Genomic DNA, 25,289 nt, shown 5'->3' with positions numbered 1-25,289 from the left:
CCCGGACCGCGGCCGTCGTCGCGCCGCGGTGCCGATCACCGTCATCGCTTCGGGTAGCCGGGGGCTGGTGGGGGCGGCAATCGGCGTCTGGTGCGCGCGTACTAATGTCGAGGTCAGCGAATTGCCCGCCTTCGCCCGTTGCGCTCTTGAGAGCACTTTGCCTCTCAAGAGCGCAACGTCATCGATGGAGTCGTACTTCGTTTCCGGCGGATCCACGAGGAAGGCAAGGCCAGCATGGTTCGGGACGGTCACTCGGTGACGGTCTCTCCTCTCGGCAGGTTGGTGCGACGGCTGCGGCTCGCGCGTGCGCTCACGATCGAGCAGCTCGCGGAGGCTTCCGGGGTATCCGTGCGCGCGATCGGTGACATGGAGCGCGGGCGCAGTACGAAGCCCAGGCACGGCACCGTCGCGGCGCTGATGCAGGGCCTCCGGCTCGGAGAGGCGGAGGCCGAGGAATTGTTCCTGGCCGCGCGTGCCGACCGCAGCGAGAAGGCAGCGGACGTGTCCGCGCCCACCGCGCATTTTGCTCCGCTGCCTCGGGGCATCCGTGACTTCGTCGGGCGCGAGGACGAGTTGAGGGTGCTGGGTGACCTCATTGAGGAGGGCACTCGCTCCGGCGCGGGGCTGTCCGGGGCCGCACCGCCGTTGCCGCCGGTGGCCGTGGTGTCCGGGGTGCCCGGTAGCGGTAAGACGACCCTGGCACTCCGCCTTGCCGAGGAGCGGCGCTCGGACTTTCCCGACGGCGCCTTCTTCATCGACCTGCGCGGCTTGGAGGACCGTCCGCCGACTCCGGACGAGACGGTCGTCCGGCTGCTGAACGCCTGGGGGGTAGAAGACGCACAGGTTGGCCGGCTCGCCAGTGAGGAACGGCTCGCGCTCTACCAGTCCACCGCCGCCGGGCTGCGTGCCGTTCTGGTTCTGGACAATGCCGGCCATGAGGCACAGGTCAGGGCACTCCTCCCGGCGGAGGGGCGGATGCTCGTCGTGGTGACCAGCCGCCGGCCACTGGCCGGGCTGAGCGGTGTGCACCGCCTGGAGCTGGGAACGCTCGCCAGATCTGAGTCCGCCGCTCTACTGCGGGCGGTCGTGGCCGACGGCCGGGTCGATGCCGACCCGGACGCGGCGGACCGGGTGGCCGGACTGTGCGGCCACCTCCCGCTGGCCCTCCGGGTCGCGGCGAACTGGGCGGCGACCCGCTCCGGTTGGACCCTGGGACGGCTCGCCGATCGGCTCGCCGACGAGGACCGCCGGATGGATGCCCTCAGCGCGGGCGATCTGGGAGTCGCCTCGGCGTTTCACCTGTCGTACTCCCGCCTCGCGCCGGAGACGGCGCGCGTGTTCCGTCTGCTGTCGCTGATTCCCGGCGGGGACTTCGGTATCCCGTACGCAGCCGTGCTCGCGGAGACGAGCGCGGTGGAGGCGGAGAACACGCTGGAGGAGTTGCTGGAGGCCGGGCTCCTTATGACGTCGGTCGGGGACCGCTACCGTTTTCACGACCTGTTGCGCCTCTACGGGCGCGCACGGAATCGCGACACCGACGACGAGGCGATTTCGGTGGCTGCTGCCGCCCGGTTGCGCGGGTGGCTGCTGGATACGCTCGTCGTCGCCGCCGATGTCGTCGCTGGAGGGGCGGAGGCCCCGGAACGCAGCGACTCGACGGCGTCGCCTGACCTCTTCCGTACTCGTGAGCAGGCCCTGGGGTGGCTGCGTGCCGAAAGCGACAACTGGCTCTCGGCCCTGCGGCAGGAGGCCGGGCAGCAGAATCCCGGACGGGTGGTCGCAATCGCGTTCGCCGTCGAGGGCGCGTGCAACTCCTGGATCTCCTGGGGGCACTGGTCGGAGGTGTTTGACCTCGGCGCCCGTTCGGCCGAGGCGACGGGCGATCCCGATGCCCAGGCCGGATGCCTGAGCATGCTTGCCTGGGTGCACTGGCAGTGCCACCGCCGACACGAGGAAGCGCTCGAGGCCGCCACCTCGGCGCTGGCCATCGCGTCCGCGTGCGGTTCCCTCCGCCGGCAGGCGGAGGCGTACATGTATCTGGGCTGGCTGCGCGATGTCGTGAACGATGTGGTGCCCGCCGTCGAGGACATCGCGCAGGCCATGGATCTCTTCTTGCGTGCGGGCGACACTCGCCGGTATCTCCAAGCGGCGAATATGAACATCACCGTGCTGCGCAAGGCCGGCCGCGGACAGGAGGCGATCGAGACGCACCACGCGGTGATGGGATCACTGGCGCAACTACCGGGCGGGGTACATGACCCGCGCTACGCCGTCACTGTCCGCATCTCCCGTTACCACGTCGCTTTCGTCTACCTGAATGAGAGCCGGTGGGCGGAGGCGGCCGAAGTCCTGGCCGGGCTGGAGCAGACGTACGCGGACAGCGGATTCCACCTCGCGACGACCAAGATCTACTTGTACCGGGGCCACTGCCTGGCCCATCTCGGCCGGGCAGCGGAGGCGGAAGACGACTACCGGGCCGTGCTGGGGCTGGGTGATTCCGCGCCGGTTGATCTTCGCGAGGAGGCGCGGGCGGGTCTCGCCGGACTCAGTGCGGGCGCTCTGCCCTCCCGTACTGCTTTCGAGTAGGGCACCTGGGCGAAGGAGCACCGGGAGACGGTGCTCCTTCGTTCCGGACAGGCAGTTCCGAACCGCCTGGTGTCTGCCTGGTTACCGCGGTGGCGGCTTGGTTGGCTGGGGATTGCGGAAGGAGCCGGACGCAGGACGGTCTGCGTCGGCTCCTTCCGTACTTCCCGCCCGACTTCCCCACTCCGTTCCCAGGAGACAAGGAGCACGCACTTGAGCCTTTTGCTGCCTGCCGGCCCCCTCCACGACGAGGAAGGTCTCGCCCGCTGGGACTCATGGTGGAGCGACGCAGCCATGCCGGTCTCCGTCGCGACCGCCGACGGCAGGGCCCCGGGCGGGGACGTCGTCACACACCGGCTGGGGGCCGTGACCGTCTCCGCCGTCGTGTCGGGCGCGCAGCGCGTGAGCCGAGTCCCGGTGCGGAGGTCCGGCGCGGACGAGCCGGACCTCGTGCTCCTGCTGCACCCGCACGGCTCGGCAACGTACCGGTGGCGCGGCGATGATGTCCTGGCCGGGCCGAGTGTGCTCCTGATGCACGACAGCGCGCAGCGGTGCTCGCTGTCGTACGAAGGCCCCTTCACCGCTCTTGTGCTGCGGGTGCCCGCACGGGCGGTCGGTCTGTCCGCGGCGCAGTTGGGCTCGGTGGCCGGCACGGCCCTGCCCACGACGGGTGGGACGGCTGCGCTGCTCGCGTCGCTTCTCCCGGCAGTCACCTCCCCCGCGGACTGGGCGCCCCGCGTCGGCGAACGGCTGGGGGCCACGCTCGTGGACCTGGTGACGCTCCTCGTACTGGAGCACAGCGCGTCGGATTCGGAGACGGTGCAGGACGGTCCGCGCGGAGCGCTGGTGCGCAGGGTCAGGGCCTACATCGACGGGCATTACCGGGACCCTTCGCTCTCGCCGGAGTCCATAGCCAGGGCCCATCACATCTCGCTGCGGTACCTCCACCGGGTCTTCGAGGCGGAAGAGTCGACCGTGGGCCGGCTCATCCAGCGGCGTCGGCTCGAGGAGAGCGCACGCGAACTGGCCAGGCCCGGGCGTCGGGCCGTGACCGTGGCCGCCGTCGCCCAGCTGTGCGGCTTCACCAACGCGGCCCACTTCAGCCGCGCCTTCCGCCAGCTGCACGGATGTTCACCGCTCGAATGGCGGTCGCGCGCCTTCGCTGCGAGCGGCGTGCCGGACGAGGCGGGGCGTTTCCTCGTACGACGACCGGCAGCCGGGCGCTGAGCGGCAAGGGCCCGTACACCGAGCGGCTCCCCGGCCCGCTCCCCCGCTCCTAGCCTCGCACCGGCGCGGTACACGCCGCGCCCCAGGCTTCGAGTGAGGAACACCATGCAGTTCGGCATCTTCAGCGTCGGCGACATCACCGCCGACCCCGTCACGGGACGGCCGCCCACCGAGGGGGAACGGCTCAAGGCCATCCTCGCCATCGCTCTCAAGGCGGAGGAGGTGGGTCTCGACGTCTTCGCTCTCGGGGAGCACCACAACCCGCCGTTCGTCCCGTCGTCACCCACCACTGTGCTCGGCTGGATCGCTGCCCGCACGGAGCGCATCGTGCTGTCCACGGCGACGACGCTCATCACGACGAATGACCCGGTGAAGATCGCCGAGGACTACGCGATGCTCCAGCACCTGGCGGAGGGGCGGACCGACCTCGTGCTGGGCCGGGGCAACACCGGCCCGGTGTACCCGTGGTTCGGGAAGGACATCCGGGACGGGATTCCGCTCGCCGTGGAGAACTACGCGCTGTTGCGGCGGCTCTGGGACGAGGAGAGCGTGGACTGGGAGGGCCGCTTCCGCACACCGCTGCAGGGGTTCACCTCCACTCCGCGCCCGCTCGACGGTGTGCCGCCCTTCGTGTGGCACGGCTCCATCCGCAGTCCCGAGATCGCCGAGCAGGCGGCCTTCTACGGGGACGGCTTCTTCGCCAACAACATCTTCTGGCCGGCGCGCCACTACCAGCGGCTCATCCGCCTCTACCGCAGACGGTTCGCCCACCACGGCCACGGTACGGAGGAGCAGGCGATCGTGGGGCTCGGCGGGCAGGTCTTCATGCGCAGGAACTCCCAGGACGCCGTGCGGGAGTTCCGGCCCTACTTCGACAACGCGCCTGTCTACGGGCACGGGCCGTCGCTGGAAGAGTTCACCGAGCAGACCCCGCTCACCGTCGGATCGCCGCAGCAGGTCATCGAGCGGACGCTGCGCTTCCGTGAGGACTTCGGTGACTACCAGCGGCAGCTGTTCCTCATGGACCATGCCGGGCTGCCGCTCAAGACGGTCCTCGAACAGCTCGACATCCTGGGCGACGAGGTGGTTCCGGTGCTGCGCCGCGAGTTCGCGGCTGCCCGGCCCGCCGGTGTCGCCGAGGCTCCCACGCACACGGCGCGTGTGCGCGACCTGGCGGAGACCGCCCGATGAGCCGCCCCGTGCGGCGCGTCGTCATCGTGGCGGGCGGGCTCGGCGTCCCCTCGTCGACGGCGCTGCTCGCGTCCCGGCTCGGCGAGGCGACCCGCAACGCCTGCGCGGAGGTCGGGGTCGAGTGCGTCACCGAGGAGGTCTCGTTGCGCCCGCTCGCCCGTGACATCGCCTCCGCTCTCGTCACCGGCTTCCCGCCGCCCGCCCTCGAAGAGGCGCTGGACCGCGTACGTGCGAGCGACGCGATCATCGCGGTCTCGCCGGTCTTCGCCGCATCGTTCTCGGGGCTCTTCAAGTCGTTCGTGGACCTGTGGGACCCGGACGGTTTCACCGGGCGGCCGGTCCTCGTCGCCGCGACGGGCGGAACGAGTCGGCACTCGCTCGTCCTGGACCACGCCCTGCGGCCTCTCTTCGCGTATCTGCGCGCCGCGGTCGTTCCCACCGGTGTCTTCGCGGCCACCGCCGACTGGGGTACGGGCGCCGAGGACGCCGATCCCGCGCTGCCCCGCCGCATCGGGCGCGCGGCGGCCGAACTCGCCACCGCCCTCGCCGGGCGCGGGGCTTCGGCGGTGTCCGGTTCCGCCGAGGAGGAAGAGGAGGGTATCCGTGCGTTCGCGGCGCAACTGCGCAGCCCCCACGCGCACCCGGCGGGATAGCCGCCGGGTCCGGCCGGTGGGCCTGTGCCGTCGTACGTGGACGGAGGGGACATGAACGGCGTCGTACACGTCCTGACCGCGGACGTCGTCGGGCCGCACGCTCACCTGGCACGGTTCACCGTCCATCTGCGGCATCTTCCGCACGACCCGCTCGCCGTCCACTGCGACTTCCTGTCACCCGACGGCCGGCCGACGGCGACCTGGGTCTTCGCGCGGGCCCTGCTGGAGGAGGGTGTGCACGGCCTGGCCGGTGAGGGCGACGTACGCGTACGCGCGGCCGGTACTCATACGGAACTGGTCCTGCGGTCGCCCTCGGGTAGGTGCGTCCTGTACCTCCGTACCGCCGCTGTGCTCACCTACCTAGCCCGCACCGACACCTGGCCGCCGGCGGTCGCGGAGCGCGTCGCGCGAGCGGTCGACGAACTGCTCGCGGGCCTCACGAAGGCCGGCTGACGTCTTTGCCCCGGGGCCGCAGGTGTGCAGGCAGGGCACAGGAAGCGGACCTTCACAGTCAACCGCCGTTTCACCGGCGGCCATAGGTTCGCCATGTCGAGCCCGGCACCGGTCGGTGTCCGGCAGCTCATACCTCATCCCACTGATTTCACCCAAGGAATCACCATGTTCGATCCCAGCTCCGTCCAGGCCGCCCCGAGCCCGGACCTGCTGACACCCGACAACGCGATGATGCTCTTCGTCGACCACCAGCCGCAGATGTTCTTCGGCGCGGCGAGCGCTGACCGTGCAGGCGTCATCAACGCCACGGTCGGGCTCGCCAAGTCCGCCCGCGTCTTCGACGTGCCGGTGGTGCTGTCCACGGTGGCCGCCGAGTCCTTCTCCGGCCCGATCCTGCCGCAGCTCCTGGACGTCTTCCCGAAGCACGAGGTCATCGACCGCACCTCGATGAACGCGTGGGAGGACGCCGCGCTCGTCGAGGCGGTCAAGGCCACCGGACGCCGCAAGATCATCCTGTCCGGCCTCTGGACCGAGGTCTGCCTCGTCCTTCCCGCCCTGTCCGCGCTCGGTCAGGGCTATGAGGTGTATGTCGTCGCCGATGCCTCCGCGGGCGTCACCGCGGAGTCGCACGAGCACGCCATGCAGCGCATGACGGCTGCGGGCGCCGTGCCCGTCACCTGGCTCCAGGTGCTCCTCGAGCTCCAGCGCGACTGGGCGCGCGGCGAGACCTACGCCGCGACGCTCGATGTCGTGAAGGAGCACGGTGGCGCGTACGGCATGGGTGTCGTCTACGCCCAGTCGATGATCAGCCCGCACGCGGCCGGCTGATCGACTCCCCGGGTGCCCGGCACCTCAAGGTGCCGTCATTCCCATCCCGCCTTCCCTAAGGAACCCACCATGTCTTTCCTCACCGTCGGCCACGAGAACAGCACCCCCATCGACCTCTTCTACGAGGACCACGGCAGCGGCCGCCCCGTCGTACTCATCCACGGGTACCCGCTGGACGGCCACTCCTGGGAGAAGCAGCTTCCCGTCCTGCTCGACGCCGGCTACCGCGTCATCACGTACGACCGGCGGGGCTTCGGGCAGTCGTCGCAGCCCACGACCGGCTACGACTACGACACCTTCGCCGACGACCTGCACGCGATCATGGAGCGGCTCGACCTGCGGGACGCAGTCCTCGTGGGCTTCTCGATGGGCACGGGCGAGGTCGGCCGCTACCTCGGCAGGTACGGGTCCGGGCGCGTTGCCAAGGCGGTGTTCCTCGCGGGCCTCGAACCCTTCCTGCTGAAAACGGACGACAACCCGTACGGCGTCGACGGCGCCGTCTTCGACGGCATCCTGGACGCCGTGACCCGTGACCGCTACGCGTACTTCGAGGACTTCTACCGGGACTTCTACAACCTGGACGAGAATCTCGGAACCCGCATCAGCGAAGCCGTCGTGCGCGCCAGTTGGGCGACCGCGGCGGGCTCCTCCGCGTACGCCTCACGCGCGGCCGTCCCGACGTGGCTCACCGATTTCCGCGACGACATCCCGAAGATCGACGTGCCGGCCCTGATCGTGCACGGCAGCGGTGACCGCATCCTGCCGATCGGCGCGACCGCCGAGCGTTTTCACGCGGCGCTGCCCGCCGCCGAGTACGTCGTGATCGACGGCGCCCCCCACGGTCTGCTGTGGACACACGCGCAGGAGGTCAACGAGGCGCTGCTGGCGTTCCTGAAGCGGTAACTCCCTCCTTCTGAGGCTCCCCGGTGCCGGGGCGGTGACGAACGACGTCACCGCCCCGGCACCTTCGTGCGTGCGGACGCGCTGCCACCAGTGCGTCGCCGACTCGCGGTACGCGGGTATCCCAGGAGGCCGCGGGCGCAACGAAACGCCCCGCGTCCGGGGACCGGGCGCGGGGCGGTGGTGGGGAGATCAGCGGGTCCGAAGGTTCCCGGGAGCGGACGCGTCCTTCGCCACCTCGGCCGCGAGGAACCACGCCTGCCGCTCGCCCGTGCGGACGATCGAGGACACGAGCAGGTCCTCGGTGCCGGCGTCGCCGAGGGCGCCGAGCCGGGTGGCGGCCTCGCGGGCGTCCACGAGGATGCCCTCGTGTGTCCTGAGCAGCCGGTGCAGTAGATCCGGCACGTCCTCGGCCCCGTCGGGGAAGCGGGGCACGGAGGTCAGTTCGGCGGCGTGCCGGGGATCGGCGACGGCGACCCCGCCGAGGATCTGCACCCGCTCCGCCAGGTCATCGACGAGCGCCTGCTGTTCGCCGGCGTGCCGGTCGAAGAGGAGGTGCAGCGAGTGGAAGAGGCCGCCGCGCACCTGCCAGTGACTCTTCTTGTAGAGGGCGTACAGCATGTGGGTGTCGGCGAGTACGCGGTTGAGGCGCTGGGCCGCGTACCGCCGGGTGTCGGCTGTGAGGCCGAGCGGCACGGGGCGCACCGTCCCGAATTCCTGGAGTACGGCGGGGCGGGAGGTCTGCTGGGTGGTCATGAGGCGTTCCTTGGGGTGGTCTCGGGTGAGGGTGTCCGGTGCAGGAGCAGACGGGTCAGCAGGCCACTGGCGAGCCCGAGTGCGAGGCAACCGGTGCTCAGCCAGGCGGGCCAGGGGGTGACTTCGAGCCGGGAGTCCAGTGACCAGGCACCGGGGCCGGCCAGGACGAGTGCGGCCGGGACCGCGATGAGGAGCAGGGGGTATTCGTAGCCGTCGTTCTGCACCCACAGGCCGTGCGGGCGCTTGACGGTGAGGGCGACGGTCATGACGCCCATCACGCCGGCGCCGGCGAGCGGGGTGAGGGCCCCGGCGGCGAGTAGCAGTCCGGCACCCACCTGGGTGCCTCCGGCGGCGAGAGCGGTGACCCGCCCGCCGCGGAATCCGTCCTGCCGGAACTCCTCGACGCCGCCCGCGAGGCCCTTGCCACCGAGCCGGAAACTGATCTTCTGCACTCCGTGGCCGGCCACGAGCAGTCCCGTGACGAGCCGGAGCAGCAACAGCGCGCTGTCCACGCGTGTTTCTCCTTGTGGTGAGGTCGGTCAGAGCACATAGCAGGGGTCGAAGACCCGCGGCGCGGTGCCCTCGGGAGCGAAGCCGCGCGCGATTCGCCACTGTCGGTGCTGTTCGGAGGCGCCGACCGCCTCGGCGATCCGGTCGGCCTGCCGCGCTCCGATGAGACCCGGCGGCGGTGTGGCCTGGTAGCCGCCGAAGTGGGCGACGGGACTCCAGTCCGGGGCGAGCGGCGGCAGCGCCTCGTCGACGCCCTCGTGCTCGGCCGCCGCGTACACGATTCGGCCGCCCACGACAGTCAGTACGGACTCGATGTGCGGGATGTCGTCCTGGTGGACGGAGAAATAGTCGTGGCTCAGCAGGGTGAAGTCGGCGTAGCGGCCGACGCCCAGGGTGCCCTTGACGTCCGCCTCGCCCGTGATCCGGGCTCCGCCGCTGGTGTACAGCTCCAGGGCACGTTCGCGGCTCAGCAGCCGCTCCGGCGGGTAGAGGCACAGGTCCCCGACCGTACGCCCGGTGACGAGCCAGTGCAGCGCGACCCATGGGTTGTACGAGGAGACACGCGTCGCGTCGGTCCCGGCGGCCACGGTCAGACCGGCCTCCAGCATCTCGCTGACCGGTGGGGTGCGGGCGGCGGCCTGCGCTCCGTACCGTTCGGCGAAGACCCGGCCCTGGAACGACATCCGGTTCTGCACGCCGATGGCCCCGCCCAGCGCGGCGATCCGCTCCAGGCTGTCGGAGGAGACGGTCTCGGCATGGTCGAAGAGCCAGCGGCCCTGCCCGGGGAAGAGCCCGTCGGCGGCGAGCTTCTCGAAGACGGCGAGGTCCCGGCGGATCGTCTCGTCGTACGTGGCGTGGAGACGAAAGCCCCAGCCGTGTTCGAGGAGCAGCCGGACGGCCTTCTCGAACTCGCTCTCGTAGCCGGGGGCGAGGCCGGGGCGAGGTTCGGCGAAGTTCTCGAAATCGGCGGCGGCCCAGATCAGGTTCTCGCCGGCCCCGTTGAGCCGTAGCCAGGCGTCGCCCTCGTCAGGCTTCACCATTTCCGTCCAGCGGGCCAGGTCCGCCAGTTCCTGCCCGGCGGTCTGGGGGAAGAGGTGGTAGGCGATGCGCAGGGACAGCTCTCCGGCCCGGGCGAGGTCGGTGACGGCGGCGTAGTTGTCGGGGAAGTTCTGGAAGCCGCCTGCCGCGTCGACCGCGGAGGTGAGCCCGAAGCGGTTGAGTTCACGCAGGAAGTGCCGGGTGGAGAGGCGCTGCTCCTCGGGGCCGAGGCCGGGGGCGCGGGCGAGCGTCGAGTAGAGGACGAGGGCGCTGGGTGCGGCCAGGAGGAGGCCGGTGGGCTCGCCGTCGCGGCCCCGGACGATCTGGCCGCCGGCGGGGTCGGGGGTGTCACGGGTGAGTCCGGCCGCGCGGACGGCGGCCCTGTTGAGCAGCGCGGACTGGTAGAGGTGCAGCACGAAGACGGGTGTGTCGGGGGCGGCCGCGGTCAGTTCGGCGACGGTCGGCATACGGCGTTCGGCGAACTGGTCGGCGGTCCAGCCGCCCACGACACGGATCCACTGACCCTTCGGCGTACGTCCGGCTTGTTCACGCAGCATGGCGAGGGCCTGCCGCAGCGATGGCACACCGTCCCAGCGCAGTTCGAGCACGTAGTTGAGTCCGCCGCGGATCACGTGCAGATGGGAGTCGTTGAGGCCGGGCACGATACGGCGTCCGAGGGCGTCCACGACGCGGGTGCCTGGGCCGGTCACGGCGGCGACGTCGGTCTCGTCACCGATCGCGAGGATCATGCCGTCGCGTACGGCGAGGGCCGAAGCGGCGGGCCTGGCCGGGTCGCCGGTCCACACCTTGGCGTTACGGACGACGAGGTCGGCGCCGGCCGCCGGGTCGAGGCCCGGCTGCGGAGTGAACCCGCCGACGGGCATGGGGGTGCTGCTGGTCATGAAAAGAGGCTCCAGGGGGTGGTGATGAAAGGGGCACAGCGGCGGAACGCGGCGCCTGCCCGAACGTGGGGCTGCGGCCCTCAGAGAGTGCGGCGCACGCCTGCGTGACGTTCGAGGTTGCGCAGCTGCACACTCAGGTCGCCCTCGACGGCGTGGTGCGCCGGGCCGCTGCGGCCCAGGGGCAGCACCTCCTCGCCCCGCATGTCCTCCAGCATCAGCGCGAACGCGGCATAGAGGGCGACGGCCGCGAGAAGCAGACCGAGGGCTCCGGAGAGGACGGTGAGCGCGTGCGCGCCGCTCAGCCCGGCAGCGGCGGCCACCCCGAAGCGCGGCACGGCCACGCACAGCACGAACCACAGCGCGCGTTTGGCGCGGGCGACGGACGCCATGAGCAGCGCGAAGAGCGTGAAGCACAGGTTGAGCACGCCGAGGACGCGCGGTCCGTGCTCCGGATGCAACGCGAGGACGAGGGCGTTGGCGAGCCACGTACCGGAGAAACACGCCATGAGCGTCGCCGCCAGGACGTCACGTGCTCCGAAGGCGAGTACGGCGACCAGGAGTTGCAGGACGAACGCGGGCAGGATCGTGAAGGCCACGGCCCGGCCGGCGTCCTCGCCGAGTATCCCGAGCTGGTAGGTCCCTGCGACGACGGAGGCGATACCGACGGCGTAGAAGCCGAGGGGCATCGGGGAAGCGATGGGCCGCAGGTTGATGCGGGTCATCGCGCGCAGATCGGGTTCGAAGCGGCGGGCGGGTGGAGGTGTGGTCATGGTGATCACCTGTCGGAGGAGACTGCTGCCCCGTCAGGGCAGCACGGCGGGGCGGGACCGGCCGGTGTCGCATGAAGGCCGGTCCCGCCTGGGGCAGGGTCAGATACCGCGGGGCGAAGCGGAGATCAGCGCGGCGACAGGGCCGTACGCAGGGTGGCGACGGCGAGAGAAATCGCGGACTCGGCGGCCTGTGTTCCGCGCAGCGCGTTGAGCATGACGAAGTCGTGGATCACGCCCTGATACCGCACGGCGGTCACCGGCACCCCGGCGGCACGCAGCTTCGCGGCGTACGCCTCCCCCTCGTCGCGCAGCACGTCCGCCTCCGCGGTGATGACGAGCGCCGGGGGAAGGCCGGTGAGCTGGTCGTTCGTGGCGCGCAGCGGGGAGGCGGTGATGCGGGCGCGGTCGCTCTCCTCGGTCGTGTACTGGTCCCAGAACCAGCGCATGCCGTCGCGGCGCAGGAAGTAGCCCTCGGCGAACTGCTCGTAGGAGGCGGTGCCGAAGGAGGCGTCGGTGACCGGGTAGAACAGCACCTGCTGGCGCAGAGCGAGGCCGCCGCGCTCCTTGGCCATGAGGGTGAGCGCCGCGCTCATGTTGCCGCCCACCGAGTCACCCGCGACGGCGATCCGTTCGCCGTCCAGGCCGTACGGGGCGCCGTCGGTGACGATCCAGCGGGCCACGGCCCAGTTCTGCTCGATCGCGACGGGGTAACGTGCTTCGGGCGAGAGCGCGTACTCGGGAAACACGACGGCCGCGCCGGTTCCCTCGGCGAGTTCGCACACCAGCCGGTCGTGGGTGTGCGCGTTACCGAAGACCCAGCCGGCGCCATGGATGTAAAGGATCACCGGGAGCGGCCCGGTGGATCCGGCAGGCCGCACGATGCGTACGCGCACGTCACCGGCGTCGGACGGGACGGTCACCCACTCCTCGTCCACCTCGGGCAGTGCCACGGGGCCGGATTGCGCCTCGTCCACAGCGGCACGGCCCTCGGCGGGGGCGAGCTCGAAGAGGTACGGGGGTTGCGCGGTCGCCTCGGCAAAAGCGGCAGCGGCCGCTTCCAGGACGGGCGCGGGAGGGGCGGGAATGGCATGCATGAAGAGGTCTTCTTCCAGTACGGAAAGGAATGTGTGGCGGAGCGAGCCCGGAACGTGCCGCTCCGAAAAGCACGCTAGGCACGCCCGACCGCGATTCCCTTCTCTACGCGCACCACTTCTTGCCCCTCAACGCACCACCCCGCCAACAACCCGACACCCACACCCACACCCGAGGTCGGCAGGTTCACGAGGGCGCAGGCGTGGGTGGATCACCGGGGAAGGTATGGGGTCCTGGTCAGGACCGCAGCGGTTTTGACGCAGCGGGCACCGGCCGCTGCGCGGAGTCGTAGCGTTCCCACCCCTCGTCGAGCAGTCCGAAGCCGATCTCCATGGCCGATTCGGGGTCGGAGCGGCGGGCCATGAGCGGGATTTGGAGGGCGAACCGCGCGTAGAAGCGGATTGCCGTGCTCGGTTCGGTGAGTCCGGACTCTTCGGTGAGCACTGCGATCAGGGCGTCCTCGTGACGGAGCCACATCCTCTCGGCGTACTCGGTGAGGGACGGGGTGTCCTCCATGAGGGCCATGATCCGGCTTATGGGTTCGGCCTGTAGCAGGGCGATCTCGGCGAGGTAGTGCGCTTTCAGCGCTTCGGAGACCGTCGTTTCGGGTGCCCGGTCCCGGACGGCCGCGACGAGCCGGTCCTGCTGCTCGTTCTCCGTACTGAAGACCAGCGCCTCCTTGCGGGGGAAGTGCGCGAACACCGTCTTGGGCGTCACGTCCGCCTTGTCCGCGATCTCGCGCACCGTGACCGCGTCGAAACCGCGTTCAAGGAACAGGCTGGTCGCCGCCTCCAGGATCGCCGCCCGGGTCGCAGCCTTCTTCCGCTCACGTCGCCCCAGGGGCGCGTCGTTCTCCATACCCAGATTCTAACCCCGAGATAGTTCTATACCCAGAATATGAGTACACTCGGTGTAGTAAGAGTCCGAGTGAAGTCACCGAGGGTGGATGGATGAAGGACGTGAACATGACCGCTAGCGACAGCAACAGCAACGACGCCTGTGCCGCAGGCACGCGCATGAAGGCGGGCTGGGTGCGCACCTGGGGGGCCTCTCCGCAGGCCCCAGACAACACCGTGTCCAGCGTCGACCCGTTCGAGAACGCCACGCTGCGGCAGATCGTGCGGGTGAGCGGCGGCGGCAGCCGCATACGTATCCGCCTCAGCAACGAATACGGGACCGCTCCCGTGACGATCGGCGCGGCGCGGGTCGCCCTCACCGGAGCCGATCAGCTGATCCGGGACGGCAGCAGCCGTACGGTGACGTTCGGCGGTCGTCCGAGCGTCACGATTCCCGCCGGAGCGCCGGTACTCAGCGATCCCGTCGACCTGCCGCTGCCCGCGCTGTCGTCTCTGGCGATCAGCCTGTACCTGCCCGGCCGGGTCGAAGCCGTCACCTGCCACGGCACCTTCCACGCGTCCGGCTGGAGCATGCCCGGCGATGCGACCGCTTCGAGTGCCCTGACCGCTGACGCGGCCCCGTTGCCCGCCCAGGCGTTCATCTCGGCCGTGGAGGCGCTTCCCGACCGGCCGGCGGACACGATCGCCGTCCTGGGCGATTCCCGCGTCGACGGGATCGGCTCCACGCCCGGCGCGGACCGGCGCTGGACCGACGTGCTGGCCGAGCGCCTCGTGGGGCGCGACGCGACGACGCGCTACGTGGTCAGTCAGGGCATCGGCGGCAACCGCCTGCTCAACGACGGCATCGGTACGTCCGCGCTGGCCCGCTTCGACCGGGATGTCCTTGCCACGCCGGGTCTCGGCCACGTGGTGATCGCCGTGGGCAACGACCTGGTCTTCTCCTTCGCTCCCGATACGGAGGAGAGCGCCGGTTTCCTCGCCATGTTCGGCGGCGGGCCCGTCACGGTCGAGGACGTCATCGCGGCCCACCGGCAGGCCGCCGACCGCGCCCGCGCACACGGCGCGAAGGTGCACGCCGCCACCATCGCTCCCTACGGGGGCTCGGAGATGTACACGGCCGACGGAGACAAGGCCCGCGAGCAGGTCAACGCGTGGATCCGCTCCAGCGGCGTCTTCGACGGTGTCCTGGACTTCGACGCCGTGTGGCGCGATCCGGCCGACCCCTCCCGTATCCGCGACGACTTGCACATGGGCGACCACCTGCACGGCAACGACGCCGGCTACGACGCCCTGGCCCGCTCGATCGACCTCTCCCTCTTCGACTGAAGCCCCCGGCCCGGCACCGGCCGGACCACCCGCCCCCTTCCAGCAGAGGAACCTCCCATGTATGACGTAGTGATCGCCGGTGCGGGCCCTGTCGGCCTCTTCCTGGCGAGCGAACTCGCTCTGGCCGACTGTTCCGTCGTAGTCCTGGAGCGCGAGGAAGACCCGCATCCGCCGTGGAAAGCATTCCCGCTCGGGCTGCGCGGTCTGAACGCCGCCTCCGCCGAGACGTTCTCCCGCCGGGGCCTGCTCCAGCCCCTGCTGAAGGCGGCGGGCATCGACGCGGCCGCCGTCGGCGCCGACCCCGACGCCTCCCACGCACCCGCCCCCAGGAGCCTGGGCCACTTCGCCGGCATCACCTTGGACGCCGCGGACATCGACCCGGACGCCCTGGCCCACCGGCTTCCCGGACCGGCGATGGACGGCTTCATGACCAGCCTGGAGGCGGTCGGCGACGTCCTCGCCGAGCGCGCCACGGCGCTCGGCGTGTCGATCGTGCGCGGCGCCCCCGTCACCGCCGTGACCCAGGACGAGCAGTCGGTCACGGTCACGGCCGGCGGCCGGGAGTACCCGGCGCGGTGGCTGGTGGGGTGCGACGGCGGGCGCAGCGCTGTCCGTACCCTCGCGGGCTTCGCTTTCGTCGGCACCGAACCGCTGTTCACCGGTTACGTCGCCGAGGTCGCTTTCGACGATCCGGAGCAACTGCCCCTGGGGTTCCATCTGACGCGGACCGGCATGTATCTGCGCACGCCCCTCGAAGGACACCTGGGCATGATGGACTTCGACGGCGGCGCCTTCGACCGCACCCGGCAACTGACCCGCGAGCACCTCCAAGAGGTCCTGCGCCGTGTGTCCGGCACCGAGGTGACCCTCAAGGAGGTTCGCCTGGCGTCCAGTTTCACCGACCGCGCGATGCAGGCCACGGCCTACCGTCACGGCCGCGTCCTGCTCGCCGGCGACGCCGCCCACATCCACTCACCGCTGGGCGGCCAGGGGCTCAACCTCGGTATCGGCGACGCGATGAACCTCGGCTGGAAGCTGGCCGCCACCGCACGCGGCGACGCCCCCGAGGACCTCCTCGACACCTACACCGCCGAACGCCACCCGGTCGGCGCCGCGGTCCTGGACTGGTCGCGCGCCCAGGTCGCCACCATGCGGCCCGGCCCCAACGCGCCGGCCCTGCAGCACCTGGTGCGCGACCTGATGGCCACCTCCGACGGGACCACCCACGTGTACCGCAGGAGTTCGGGGCTCTTCCACCGCTACGACCTGGGCAGCGAGCAGCCGCTCGTCGGGCGCACCGCCCCCGACTTCCGCCTCACCGACGGGACCGGCCTCAGCGACCTCCTCCAGGACGGCCGCGGCGTGCTGCTCGACTTCGGCGCTCAGCGGAGCCTGAGCGAGCAGGCCGCACCGTGGAAGGAGCGCGTGGTCTACGTCCCCGGCCGCCCCAGGAACGACCTGGGCTTCGCGGCACTCCTCATCCGCCCCGACGGCATCGTCGCCTGGACCGGCGTCCCCGGCGCGCGGACCGGCGAAGGGCTCCAGGACTGCCTGGCCCGCTGGTTCACCAAGTGACGGGCCGGGCCGTCGTCGGATGCGAGGACGACGGCGGGCCCGGCGGCGAAATTGGGCTGCGTGCGCCTGTGCGGCTTCGCATACTGGCGGTCTCCCGACTCCCGGAATCCGAAGGAACGTTCCCGCGTGCAGGCTGCCGTCACCGTCACCCCCGCCCAGATCCCCGGACTGCTGCTGGGCCTCGCCACCGTGCGGCCCGTGTTCCTGTGGGGCGCGCCCGGGATCGGCAAGTCGTCGCTCGTACGGAAGTTCGCCGAGTCCCTGGGGCTGGAGTGCGTCAGCCTCCTCGGGACGCAGCTCGCGCCGGAGGATCTCATCGGGGTGCCCCAGATCCGTGACGGGCGGTCCGTGTTCTGCCCGCCCGAGTCCATCGCCCGTGACGAGCCGTACTGCCTGTTCCTGGACGAGCTCAACGCGGCGACGCCCGATGTGCAGAAGGCCTTCTACTCGCTGATCCTGGACCGGCGCATCGGGTCGTACGAGCTGCCCGCCGGTTCGATCGTCATCGGGGCCGGCAACCGTGCCACGGACAACGCGCTGGCGCGGCCCATCGCCTCGGCCCTGGTCAACCGGCTCACCCATGTCCACCTGCGGGCCTCGGCGGCGGACTGGCTGGTGTGGGCGGGCGAGAACGGGGTCCATCCGTGGGTGACGGACTACCTGGTCGACCGCCCCGACCACCTGTGGTCGCAGCCGCCCAAGACCGAGGAGCCGTTCTCCACGCCCCGCTCCTGGCACATGCTCTCGGACGCCCTGCACTCCTTCGGGCCGGAGATCGACGAGGAGACGCTGAAGGTCGTGGTGCACGGGACGCTGACGCCCGCTCATGCCGTCTCGTTCTGCGGTTACGCGAAGATCGTCCGTCACTCCTTCGGCATCGAGGCGATCCTCAAGGGCGACGCCTCGTGGCCGGGGCGGCCCGAGGACCGCGATCTGCTGTACTACCTCGCCGACGCGTTCCGGGGTCGCCTGGTCAAGGAGCTGCCGCGCCGGAAGGAGCACGTCTCGCCGGCGCTGCGGCAGACCGCGTACCGGGCGAAGGCGCTGCTCGTACAGCTCGCCGAGATCTCGGTGGAGGTCGCGCAGACCGTCATCGCGGACGACACCGACGGGCTTCCCGTGCTGCCCGCGTGGTTCCTCGTGGACGCCGCGCGGGACATGCCCCGGCTGGTCGAGGCCCGGCGATGAGCGGGTCCGGCAAGCGTGGGGGCGGCGGGAAGAAGACCGTCGATCCGGCCACCGAGGCCTTCGCCGCCGGGCTCGCGCTCGTCAAGCGCAGCCCGGCGTTCGCGGCGGTCGAGGCGTCCGTGTGCCGCCAGGAGAAGTGCGCGGGGACGCCGGCCGGGGGTCTGGCCGCCGTCACCTCGAACGGCGCCATCCACGTACACCCCACCAAGCGGGCCGATCCGGCGGAGTGGGCGTGGGTGCTCGCCCACTGTCTGCTGCACCTCGGTTTCGGCCATGTGCCCGCCTCGGCGGACGAGGGGCGCGAACAGCCCGACCGCTTCGACGTCGCGGCGCGCTGCGCGGTCGTCAACCGTTTTCTGGTCAGCCATCCGATGGGCCGGGCGCCCTTCGCCCTGCCGGAGTCGTTCCCGGGCGGCGACGAGGAGATGCTCGCCGCGCGGTGGCGCCGCGACGGCATCCCCGCCGCTCATGAACACTGCGGTACCGCGGGTGAGCACCCCGACCAGGTGCTCACCACCTGGAACGCCTGGAACAACTCCGCGGTCCCGGACTGGGAGACCGCCTTCGCGCACGCGCTGACCCGCAGTGTGTCCGCCGCGATGGACATGGCCGGCGGCCGCCGCGACCGGGTCACCGGAGAGCGCACGCCCCAGCGGCCCTGGGACCGTGCCCTGAACTGGTTCGTCTCCTCCTATCCCCTGTTGGGCGGGCTCGCCTCGGGTCTGCGGATCGTGGCCGACGCCGAGCTGGCCCGGACGCAGGGCATCGCCATCGCGGCGGTCAGTCCGGTCGCGGGCGAGATCTACGTCAACCCGCTGTGCGGGTTCACCGACGAGGAGTGGCGCTTCGTCCTCGCGCACGAGATGCTGCACGCCGCGCTGCGGCACGGCGAACGCCGAGGGGGCCGTGACCCGTTCCTCTTCAACGTCGCCGCCGACTACGTCGTCAACGACTGGCTCGTGCAGATGCGCGTCGGCGACATGCCCGAAGGGCTGCTGTACGACCCGGAGCTGCGGGGGCTGTCCGCCGAGGAGGTGTACGACCGCATCGCGCACGACCTGCGCCGCCGCCGCAGGCTCGCGACGCTGCGGGGCAAGGGCGCCGGGGACATCCTCGGCGAGCCGCTGCCGCACGCCGGTGCCCGGCCGTACACCGACCTGGACGAGTTCTACCGGCGCGGGCTGGTGCAGGGGTTCGATCTGCACCAGTACGGGGAGCGCGGCCTCCTGCCCGCCGGGCTGATCCAGGAGATCCGCGCCCTGGCGCACCCGCCCGTGCCCTGGGACGCGCGGCTGGCCCGCTGGTTCGACGAGTACGTTCCCCAGCCGGAGCCCGTACGCTCGTACGCGCGCCCGGCGCGGCGGCAGGCGTCGACCCCCGACATCCCGCGCGCCGGACGGTACTTCCCGCCCGAGGAGACGGCCCGCTGCACCTTCGGCGTCGTCCTGGACACCTCCGGCTCGATGAACAGCACCTTGCTCGGCAAGGCGCTCGGTGCCATCGCCTCGTACGCCGACGCCCGCGACGTGCCCGCGGCGCGCGTCGTCTTCTGCGATGCCGCCCCCTACGACGCCGGCTACCTGCCGCCCACCGAGATCGCCGGCCGGGTGCGGGTGCGCGGTCGGGGCGGCACCGAACTCCAGCCCGGGGTCGACCTGTTGCAGCGGGCGGACGACTTCCCGCCGGGCGCGCCGGTGCTCGTCATCACCGACGGCTGGTGCGATGTCCTGCGCATCCGGCGCGAGCACGCCTACCTGATCCCGCAGGGCGCGTCGCTGCCGTTCACCCCGCGGGGTCCGGTGTTCCGGCTGGCGTAGCGCGGGTGCCCGGGCTATCCCAGTACCCGTCCGAGGAACCCGCGCACGTATCCCGCGACGACGTGCAGGTGGCTTTCCAGGAGGAAGTGGCCGCCGTCGATCAGGTGTACTTCCGCGTCCTCGGCGTCGCGGGCGAAGGCCTGTGCGCCGGCCGGGCCGAAGATCTCGTCGTTGCGGCCCCACACGGCGAGTACCGGGACCCCGCCGGCGCGCAGGAACTCGTGCAGCAGCGGGTAGAGGGGGCGGTTGTTCCGGTAGTCGCGGAACAGGGCCAGCTGGACCTCGTCGTTGCCCGGGCGGGAGACGAGGGCGAAGTCGTGTTCCCAGGTGTCCGGGCTGACCAGGCCGGGGTCGGGTACGCCGTGCACGTACTGCCAGCGGATGGCGTCGAGGCTCAGCGCGACCCGGGCCGCGGGCTCGGTGTCGGGGCCGGGGTTGGCCCCATAGGCCCAGACGTCGGTCCAGAACGCTTCGACGAAGCCGTCCTCGTAGCCGTTGCCGTTCTGGGTGACGAGGGCGGTGATCCGTTCGGGGTGCTTGAGCGCGAGGCGCCATCCGATGGGGGCGCCGTAGTCCTGGACGTAGAGGGCGTAGCGGTCCAGGCCGAGGTGGTCGAGGAGGTGGGAGGTGAGGTCGGCGAGGGCGTCGAAGGTGTAGGTGAACTCCGTCGCGAGGGGGGCGTCGGAGTGGCCGAAGCCGAGGTGGTCCGGCGCGATGACGTGGTAGCGGTCGGCCAGCAGCGGGATGAGTTCGCGGAACATGAACGAGCTGGTCGGGAAGCCGTGCAGCAGGACGATCGCGGGGGCGTCGGCGGGGCCCGCTTCGCGGTAGAAGATCTCGTGGCCGTCGATGGTGGCGGTCCGGTGGTGTACCGAGCTCATACCTAACCCCTTTGAGTCGTTGATCTGGTTAGTTCGTCGCTATGCAAGCATGGGGCGAGCGAGCTAACCTGTCAAGCGACTCGATGCGGTTAGAGAAAGTGGTGACCGATGGACACCCTGCTGGACCTGCTCAACAGCAGGCCCCTGGTCGACGGCGAGGAGCAGGACGCCCTCCGCGACCCGGCCGCGGGCCGGCGCTGGGCGCGGGAACACGGCGGCGACGGCAGCCTCGCGGAACTGGCGCTGCTGCGCGAGACGCGGGACGTCCTGCGGGACGTGGTGCGCGGAGAGAGCACGCCCGCCGCGTTGGGCCCGCTGCTCGAAGGCGTCCACCAGGTTCCGGAGATCACCTCCGACGGCCTGCGGTGGACGGTCAGGACTCCCCCGCACGCCCGACTGGCCGTCGAGGCCGTTCTCGCCTGGGCGGACACCGAGGAGCGACTGCCCGGCCGGCTGCGCCCCTGCGCCAACGACGCGTGCCGGCTGTTCCTGCTCGACCGCAGCCGCGCCAACCGCGCCCGCTGGTGCTCGATGGCCGTCTGCGGCAACCGCGAGAAGGCCCGCCGCCACTACGAACGCACCCGCTGACCCGCCTGCGCGCGCCGTACGCGGCCGGGCGGATCGTACGCTCAGGAAATGGAGGACCACACGGCCGACGAGCTTCTCGGCGTGCTCGCCGTCGAGCTGGTCGACCGGCTCCGATCGGCGCGGACGTGGCCGGCGCGGTTCGCCGTGCTGGACGAACTGCTGCTGCGGGCCGTCCGACCCGTGCGCGGGGTGCGGCCCGAGGTGGCCGAGGCGTGGCGGCGCCTCGTCGCCGCGCGGGGGTGCGTCCGGGTGGGTGCGGTCGCCGCGGAGCTCGGCTGGAGCCGCCGGTATCTCACCGAGCGGTTCCGCGGTGAGGTGGGCCTCTCGCCGAAGACCGTCGCCCGGGTCCTGCGCTTCGAGTACGCGCACCAACTGGCGGCGGCGCGGGACCCGCTCCCGTGGGGCGAGGTGGCGGCCGTCTCCGGCTATGCCGACCAGGCCCATCTCGTACGCGACTGGCGGGAGTTCACCGGACGGCCGCCGACGGCCTGGCGTCGCGGTGAAGTCCTCCTCGGGGCCGGGTAGCCGCCGGCCGGCGTCCCTTCCCATTTCTTCAAGACCGCCCGTTCGCCCTCGGGGACGATCGTCGGCATGAGACTCATCGACCACGAACGCCATGCCCGTGCCATGGACCTGCGGACCATCCCCGTACACCTCGGGCTGGGATCGAGCGCGAAACCCGTCGAGGGCTTCGCCTGGGATCCGGAGGTGCTCCATGCCTACAGCGCCGCGGTCGCGGCGGACGGCGCCGAGGGCCGGATGGTGATGATCTTCGACGGCGAGGGACCCGGTGAGCACTGGGAGAGCCACCCGGCCGGCGACGAGCTCGTCGTCTGCCTCAGCGGGTCCGTCACGATCACGCGCGACGTGGACGGGGTGCGCGACCAGGTGCGGCTCGGGCCGGGCGAGGCCACCGTCAATCCGGCCGGGGTCTGGCACGCGGTCGACATGGAGGGCCCGTCGTCCGTCCTGGCGATCACCGCGACCCTCGGCACCGACCACCGCCCTCGGACCGGCGCCCGCCCGGAGGACGCGTCGTGACGACACGCATCGCGTGCCTCGGCGACAGCCTCACCCGCGCGCAGTTCAGCGTCGACTACCTGGGCCTCCTCGAACGACGCCACGCTGCCGGTGATCTGCGGCTCGCCCGTTTCGGCGTCAACGGGGACTTCGCGTACAACCTCTTGCGGCGCCTCGACGCCGTCGTCACGAATCCCCCCGATGTGATCACCGTGTTGATCGGGACCAACGACGCCCGTGCGAGCCTCGCCGGCTACCCCGTCGAGCAGGCCATGAAGCGTAAGAGGCTCCCCGAGCGCCCCTCGGCCGGCTGGTTCCAGCAGTGCCTGGGGGACGTCGTGGCGCGGCTGCGGGCGGAGACCGACGCGAGGATCGGTCTGCTGTCGCTGCCGGTACTCGGCCAGCGGCTCGACGGGGCGGCGGCGCATGCCTCGCTGGCGTACAGCCGGATGATCGCGGAGGTCGCCGCCACCAGCGGGGTGGCCTGCCTTCCGCTCCACGAACGCCAGACCGAGGAGCTGCGCGAGGCGAACCCGGCGCCGGTCCCGTACCGGGAGGTGACGCCCGCGGCGGCCATCGGCGTTCTCGCCCAGCGCGCGGTGCTGCGCCGCAGCCTCGACACGATCTCGCGGCGGCGGGGGCTCGTGCTCACGACCGACCACGTCCATCAGAACAGCCGGGGCGCCGCGCTCGTCGCCGAGGTCATCGAGGCCGGTCTCGTCGTGTGACTCATCGGGCTTGTCGCAGGGCCGCGTGTGGTGCAGAAACGCATCTTTTTTGATGTATCAAAGAAGATGCATTATGCTGAGGCCCAGCAGACGGCGCGAGAGGAGCGGACACATGCGGAAGTTGGCCGGGAACCCCTGGGCGGTACTGGCGACCATGTCGCTGGGTTTCTTCATGACCTTGCTGGACCTGACGATCGTGAACATCGCGATCCCCGACATGATCGACGGACTGGGAGCGAGCCTCGACCAGACCCTGTGGGTGATCAGCGGTTACGCCCTCGTGCTGGCGGTGCTGCTGATCACCGCGGGGCGACTCGGTGATCTCTGGGGTCCCCGTAACCTCTTCATCACGGGTGTGGTGGTGTTCACCGCCGCCAGCATCGCCTGCGGTCTGGCCACCGGCCCGGTGATGCTGATCGTCGCCCGCGGGGTGCAGGGTCTCGGCGCCGCGCTGCTCACGCCGCAGACGATGACGCTGATCATGTCGGTGTTCCCGGCGCAGCGGCGCGGCACCGCGATGGGCATCTGGGGCATGGTGGCGGGGCTGGCCACGCTGTCGGGCCCGACCGTGGGCGGGGTGCTGGTCTCCACCCTGGGATGGCGCTGGATCTTCCTGGTGAACGTGCCGATCGGGATCGCCGCACTGGTCCTGGCCTTCCTGGTGGTGCCCGACCTGCGGACGGGCCGGACCCGGACCTTCGACATCTCCGGCGTTCTGCTGGCCACCGGCGCGCTGTTCTGCCTGACCTTCGCGCTCCAGGAGGGTGAGCACTACCACTGGGGCCCGAAGATCTGGGGGCTGCTCGCCGCGGGCGCCGTGCTGACCGCCGGGTTCCTCGTCCACCAGCGCGGCCGGCAGGACCGGGAACCGCTCGTGCCGTTCGCCCTGTTCAAGGACCGCAATTTCTCCGTGCTGACGGTGCTGGTCGCCCTGGTCTCGATGGCGATGATCGGGCTGGTCCTTCCCTTCAACCTCTACCTGCAGTCCGTCCTCGGTCTGAGCGCGATCAAGGCGGGCCTGGTACTCGCCCCGTCCTCGCTGGTGTCGATGACGGTGGGGCCCTTCGCGGGCCGGCTCTCGGACCGGATCGGCGGCAAGTACCTGCTGATGGCGGGTCTCACCCTCTACGCCGTGGGGATGGCGGCGATCGCGCTGATCGCCGGCCCGGCCTCCTCCTGGTACGCCTTCATCCCGGCCACCCTCATCACCGGTCTCGGCATCGGCTGCGTGATCGCGCCCATGTCCGCGGAAGCGATGCGCAACGTCGAACCGCGGCTCGCGGGAGCGGCTTCCGGGGTCAACAACACGATCCGCCAGACCGGCTCGGTCATCGGCGCGGCCGCGGTGGGCGCCCTGCTCCAGAGCCGGCTCGCCGCGGAACTGGCCGGCGGAAAGGCGTACGCGGACGCCTTCGTCGCGACCCTGCACGTAACGGCGGTACTGCCGATCGCCGTGGTACTGACCGGGGCGCTGGCCTGCTTGCTGATCCGCGGCCGGACCGAGGAGACGGCGGTCGCGCCCGCCGGAACGGGCCCCGGAAAGGCGGCTGCGGCGACAGGCGTTTAGAACGGCTTTAGCCGGACGGCTGATCCTGTCCGCACAGTGCCGTTCACTGCCTCCGGATCCATGACCCAAGGAGACGACGCCATGACAACACAGCCCCCTAACGTGATCCTCAGCGGCGGACCCGCGACACTCGAACTCAAGATCGAGGACCGGATCCGTTACGTCGAGGACACGACCTCCAAGGTGAAGCTGCTCAAGGGCAACCGGTACGAGCACTTCGAGCCCACGAGCGGCATGACCACGGAGAGGGAACTGGAGCTCCTGGTCTACGCATGGAGCGGATACACCTACGTCGCCGAGTAGAAACCCCCCGCCGAAAACACCGAAGCCGCCCGGGCACCGAGCACCCGGGCGGCTTCCGCTTTCCGCAGGTCAGGCCGGATCGGGCGCCAGCCGGGCCAGCACCTCCGGCGACAGCCGCCGGGCCAGGGCCTCCAAGAGGGCGATCACCTCGGTCACCTCCACCGGGTCTTCGGTCCCCAGCGCCGTGGCCAAGGCCTCGTCCACCCGTGTCGCGGCGACCTCCGCACGACGGTCGGTCACCTCGGGGTTCTGGCGGACCAGGGTCCGGCGGCGGTCGCGCGCGTCGGTCCGGGTGACCACCGAGCCGGTCTCCCGCAACCGGGCCACACAGGCGGACACCGCACTCTGCGGCAGACCGGAACGGGTGGCGATCTCACCGACCGTCGTGTCCGGGTGCGCGTAGATGTCGAGCATCACGATCAGGACCGACCGCGTGCTCATCTGCCGCTTGCCGAGGCTTTCGGTGGGAATGGCCTCCTCACCGATCTTCATGAGGGTGCGCCCCAGCAGGAAAAGCTGTACTCCATTCACACGGA

At 71.0% G+C, this 25,289-nt stretch carries 24 protein-coding genes and 1 pseudogene; 17 read left to right on the top strand and 8 right to left on the bottom strand.

Annotation, left to right across the window (positions count from 1 at the left end):
• The first annotated feature begins 255 nt into the window (after window positions 1-255).
• From ACIQZN_RS33000 to ACIQZN_RS32970, 7 genes are all read left to right on the top strand, one after another.
• Window positions 256-2,586: a helix-turn-helix domain-containing protein gene (locus ACIQZN_RS33000; RefSeq protein WP_404001980.1), complete on the top strand. Its 2,331-nt coding sequence runs from the start codon at window positions 256-258 to the stop codon at window positions 2,584-2,586.
• Window positions 2,587-2,796: 210 nt separating this feature from the next.
• Window positions 2,797-3,810, top strand: coding sequence for a helix-turn-helix domain-containing protein (locus tag ACIQZN_RS32995; RefSeq protein WP_404001977.1), 1,014 nt, complete (start codon window positions 2,797-2,799; stop codon window positions 3,808-3,810).
• 105 nt (window positions 3,811-3,915) lie between these two features.
• Window positions 3,916-5,001: an LLM class flavin-dependent oxidoreductase gene (locus tag ACIQZN_RS32990; protein WP_404001974.1), complete on the top strand. Its 1,086-nt coding sequence runs from the start codon at window positions 3,916-3,918 to the stop codon at window positions 4,999-5,001.
• On the top strand, window positions 4,998-5,654 hold the full coding sequence (locus ACIQZN_RS32985; protein ID WP_404001971.1) for a CE1759 family FMN reductase: 657 nt from the start codon (window positions 4,998-5,000) through the stop codon (window positions 5,652-5,654). The genes ACIQZN_RS32990 and ACIQZN_RS32985 overlap by 4 nt, the downstream gene beginning before the upstream one ends.
• Window positions 5,655-5,705: 51 nt before the next feature.
• Window positions 5,706-6,107 carry an SsgA family sporulation/cell division regulator gene (locus tag ACIQZN_RS32980; protein WP_404001968.1) on the top strand — a complete coding sequence of 134 codons (402 nt, stop codon included), beginning with the start codon at window positions 5,706-5,708 and terminating at the stop codon, window positions 6,105-6,107.
• A 165-nt stretch (window positions 6,108-6,272) separates the two neighbouring features.
• Complete coding sequence (locus tag ACIQZN_RS32975; protein ID WP_265546440.1) at window positions 6,273-6,935, top strand: hydrolase; 663 nt, start codon at window positions 6,273-6,275, stop codon at window positions 6,933-6,935.
• Window positions 6,936-7,004: 69 nt separating this feature from the next.
• Complete coding sequence (locus ACIQZN_RS32970) at window positions 7,005-7,838, top strand: alpha/beta fold hydrolase (protein ID WP_404001964.1); 834 nt, start codon at window positions 7,005-7,007, stop codon at window positions 7,836-7,838.
• A gap of 189 nt (window positions 7,839-8,027) precedes the next feature.
• Here ACIQZN_RS32970 and ACIQZN_RS32965 read toward each other — a convergent pair whose 3' ends face one another.
• The 6 genes from ACIQZN_RS32965 to ACIQZN_RS32940 form a co-directional block, all read right to left on the bottom strand.
• A complete protein-coding gene (locus ACIQZN_RS32965; RefSeq protein ID WP_404001962.1) occupies window positions 8,028-8,591 on the bottom strand; it encodes a Dps family protein in 564 nt (187 codons plus the stop codon).
• Window positions 8,588-9,103, bottom strand: a complete 516-nt coding sequence (locus ACIQZN_RS32960) for a DoxX family protein (RefSeq protein WP_404001959.1) — start codon at window positions 9,101-9,103, stop codon at window positions 8,588-8,590. Before ACIQZN_RS32960 ends, ACIQZN_RS32965 begins: the two co-directional genes overlap by 4 nt.
• A gap of 27 nt (window positions 9,104-9,130) precedes the next feature.
• Window positions 9,131-11,041, bottom strand: coding sequence for an amidohydrolase (locus ACIQZN_RS32955; RefSeq protein WP_404001956.1), 1,911 nt, complete (start codon window positions 11,039-11,041; stop codon window positions 9,131-9,133).
• Between the two features lie 80 nt (window positions 11,042-11,121).
• Window positions 11,122-11,811: a GPR1/FUN34/YaaH family transporter gene (locus ACIQZN_RS32950; protein WP_404001953.1), complete on the bottom strand. Its 690-nt coding sequence runs from the start codon at window positions 11,809-11,811 to the stop codon at window positions 11,122-11,124.
• A 125-nt stretch (window positions 11,812-11,936) separates the two neighbouring features.
• Window positions 11,937-12,905, bottom strand: a complete 969-nt coding sequence (locus ACIQZN_RS32945; protein WP_404001950.1) for an alpha/beta hydrolase — start codon at window positions 12,903-12,905, stop codon at window positions 11,937-11,939.
• Window positions 12,906-13,140: 235 nt separating this feature from the next.
• Window positions 13,141-13,761, bottom strand: a complete 621-nt coding sequence (locus ACIQZN_RS32940) for a TetR/AcrR family transcriptional regulator (protein ID WP_404001947.1) — start codon at window positions 13,759-13,761, stop codon at window positions 13,141-13,143.
• A gap of 107 nt (window positions 13,762-13,868) precedes the next feature.
• Between ACIQZN_RS32940 and ACIQZN_RS32935 the strand changes: the two genes are divergently transcribed.
• From ACIQZN_RS32935 to ACIQZN_RS32920, 4 genes are all read left to right on the top strand, one after another.
• Complete coding sequence (locus tag ACIQZN_RS32935; RefSeq protein ID WP_404001944.1) at window positions 13,869-15,086, top strand: SGNH/GDSL hydrolase family protein; 1,218 nt, start codon at window positions 13,869-13,871, stop codon at window positions 15,084-15,086.
• A gap of 57 nt (window positions 15,087-15,143) precedes the next feature.
• Entirely contained in the window at window positions 15,144-16,661 is a 1,518-nt protein-coding gene (locus ACIQZN_RS32930; protein WP_404001941.1) for an FAD-dependent oxidoreductase, read from the top strand.
• A gap of 126 nt (window positions 16,662-16,787) precedes the next feature.
• Entirely contained in the window at window positions 16,788-17,849 is a 1,062-nt protein-coding gene (locus ACIQZN_RS32925; RefSeq protein ID WP_404001938.1) for an ATP-binding protein, read from the top strand.
• The gene (locus tag ACIQZN_RS32920; protein ID WP_404001935.1) at window positions 17,846-19,666 is read left to right on the top strand and encodes a hypothetical protein; all 1,821 of its coding nucleotides are present in this window, start codon (window positions 17,846-17,848) and stop codon (window positions 19,664-19,666) included. The genes ACIQZN_RS32925 and ACIQZN_RS32920 overlap by 4 nt, the downstream gene beginning before the upstream one ends.
• A 14-nt stretch (window positions 19,667-19,680) precedes the next feature.
• On the opposite strand, the gene ACIQZN_RS32915 is transcribed toward ACIQZN_RS32920, so the two are convergent.
• Entirely contained in the window at window positions 19,681-20,547 is an 867-nt protein-coding gene (locus tag ACIQZN_RS32915; protein WP_404001933.1) for an alpha/beta fold hydrolase, read from the bottom strand.
• Window positions 20,548-20,655: 108 nt separating this feature from the next.
• On the opposite strand from ACIQZN_RS32915, the gene ACIQZN_RS32910 reads away from it, so the two are divergent.
• The 6 genes and pseudogenes from ACIQZN_RS32910 to ACIQZN_RS32885 all read left to right on the top strand — a co-directional run bounded on the left by ACIQZN_RS32910 (window position 20,656) and on the right by ACIQZN_RS32885 (window position 24,753).
• A complete protein-coding gene (locus ACIQZN_RS32910) occupies window positions 20,656-21,135 on the top strand; it encodes a CGNR zinc finger domain-containing protein (RefSeq protein WP_404001930.1) in 480 nt (159 codons plus the stop codon).
• Between the two features lie 66 nt (window positions 21,136-21,201).
• Window positions 21,202-21,660: pseudogene (locus tag ACIQZN_RS32905) on the top strand (helix-turn-helix domain-containing protein); the annotation flags it as partial.
• Window positions 21,661-21,726: 66 nt separating this feature from the next.
• Window positions 21,727-22,176, top strand: a complete 450-nt coding sequence (locus ACIQZN_RS32900) for a cupin domain-containing protein (RefSeq protein WP_404001927.1) — start codon at window positions 21,727-21,729, stop codon at window positions 22,174-22,176.
• Window positions 22,173-22,883 carry an SGNH/GDSL hydrolase family protein gene (locus ACIQZN_RS32895; protein WP_404001924.1) on the top strand — a complete coding sequence of 237 codons (711 nt, stop codon included), beginning with the start codon at window positions 22,173-22,175 and terminating at the stop codon, window positions 22,881-22,883. Before ACIQZN_RS32900 ends, ACIQZN_RS32895 begins: the two co-directional genes overlap by 4 nt.
• Window positions 22,884-22,995: 112 nt before the next feature.
• On the top strand, window positions 22,996-24,450 hold the full coding sequence (locus tag ACIQZN_RS32890) for a DHA2 family efflux MFS transporter permease subunit (protein WP_404001921.1): 1,455 nt from the start codon (window positions 22,996-22,998) through the stop codon (window positions 24,448-24,450).
• A gap of 81 nt (window positions 24,451-24,531) precedes the next feature.
• Complete coding sequence (locus ACIQZN_RS32885; protein WP_404001918.1) at window positions 24,532-24,753, top strand: DUF5988 family protein; 222 nt, start codon at window positions 24,532-24,534, stop codon at window positions 24,751-24,753.
• Window positions 24,754-24,822: 69 nt separating this feature from the next.
• Here ACIQZN_RS32885 and ACIQZN_RS32880 read toward each other — a convergent pair whose 3' ends face one another.
• Window positions 24,823-25,245, bottom strand: a complete 423-nt coding sequence (locus ACIQZN_RS32880) for a helix-turn-helix domain-containing protein (RefSeq protein ID WP_073969414.1) — start codon at window positions 25,243-25,245, stop codon at window positions 24,823-24,825.
• Window positions 25,246-25,289 lie beyond the last annotated feature (44 nt).

This window comes from Streptomyces sp. NPDC097595, from assembly GCF_044761525.1.
Lineage (GTDB): Bacteria > Actinomycetota > Actinomycetes > Streptomycetales > Streptomycetaceae > Streptomyces > Streptomyces drozdowiczii_A.
The sequence above is the reverse complement of the archived record's forward strand: the minus strand, read 5'-3'. Positions and strand labels throughout refer to the sequence as shown.

Coding starts and splice junctions, on each gene's coding strand:
- ACIQZN_RS32990 (WP_404001974.1), top strand. CDS start 3,916: ATGCAGTTCGGCATCTTCAGCGTCGGCGACATCACCGCCGACCCCGTC.
- ACIQZN_RS32985 (WP_404001971.1), top strand. CDS start 4,998: ATGAGCCGCCCCGTGCGGCGCGTCGTCATCGTGGCGGGCGGGCTCGGC.
- ACIQZN_RS32980 (WP_404001968.1), top strand. CDS start 5,706: ATGAACGGCGTCGTACACGTCCTGACCGCGGACGTCGTCGGGCCGCAC.
- ACIQZN_RS32975 (WP_265546440.1), top strand. CDS start 6,273: ATGTTCGATCCCAGCTCCGTCCAGGCCGCCCCGAGCCCGGACCTGCTG.
- ACIQZN_RS32970 (WP_404001964.1), top strand. CDS start 7,005: ATGTCTTTCCTCACCGTCGGCCACGAGAACAGCACCCCCATCGACCTC.
- ACIQZN_RS32965 (WP_404001962.1), bottom strand. CDS start 8,591: ATGACCACCCAGCAGACCTCCCGCCCCGCCGTACTCCAGGAATTCGGG.
- ACIQZN_RS32955 (WP_404001956.1), bottom strand. CDS start 11,041: ATGACCAGCAGCACCCCCATGCCCGTCGGCGGGTTCACTCCGCAGCCG.
- ACIQZN_RS32950 (WP_404001953.1), bottom strand. CDS start 11,811: ATGACCACACCTCCACCCGCCCGCCGCTTCGAACCCGATCTGCGCGCG.
- ACIQZN_RS32945 (WP_404001950.1), bottom strand. CDS start 12,905: ATGCATGCCATTCCCGCCCCTCCCGCGCCCGTCCTGGAAGCGGCCGCT.
- ACIQZN_RS32940 (WP_404001947.1), bottom strand. CDS start 13,761: ATGGAGAACGACGCGCCCCTGGGGCGACGTGAGCGGAAGAAGGCTGCG.
- ACIQZN_RS32935 (WP_404001944.1), top strand. CDS start 13,869: ATGACCGCTAGCGACAGCAACAGCAACGACGCCTGTGCCGCAGGCACG.
- ACIQZN_RS32930 (WP_404001941.1), top strand. CDS start 15,144: ATGTATGACGTAGTGATCGCCGGTGCGGGCCCTGTCGGCCTCTTCCTG.
- ACIQZN_RS32920 (WP_404001935.1), top strand. CDS start 17,846: ATGAGCGGGTCCGGCAAGCGTGGGGGCGGCGGGAAGAAGACCGTCGAT.
- ACIQZN_RS32915 (WP_404001933.1), bottom strand. CDS start 20,547: ATGAGCTCGGTACACCACCGGACCGCCACCATCGACGGCCACGAGATC.
- ACIQZN_RS32910 (WP_404001930.1), top strand. CDS start 20,656: ATGGACACCCTGCTGGACCTGCTCAACAGCAGGCCCCTGGTCGACGGC.
- ACIQZN_RS32900 (WP_404001927.1), top strand. CDS start 21,727: ATGAGACTCATCGACCACGAACGCCATGCCCGTGCCATGGACCTGCGG.
- ACIQZN_RS32890 (WP_404001921.1), top strand. CDS start 22,996: ATGCGGAAGTTGGCCGGGAACCCCTGGGCGGTACTGGCGACCATGTCG.
- ACIQZN_RS32885 (WP_404001918.1), top strand. CDS start 24,532: ATGACAACACAGCCCCCTAACGTGATCCTCAGCGGCGGACCCGCGACA.
- ACIQZN_RS32880 (WP_073969414.1), bottom strand. CDS start 25,245: ATGAAGATCGGTGAGGAGGCCATTCCCACCGAAAGCCTCGGCAAGCGG.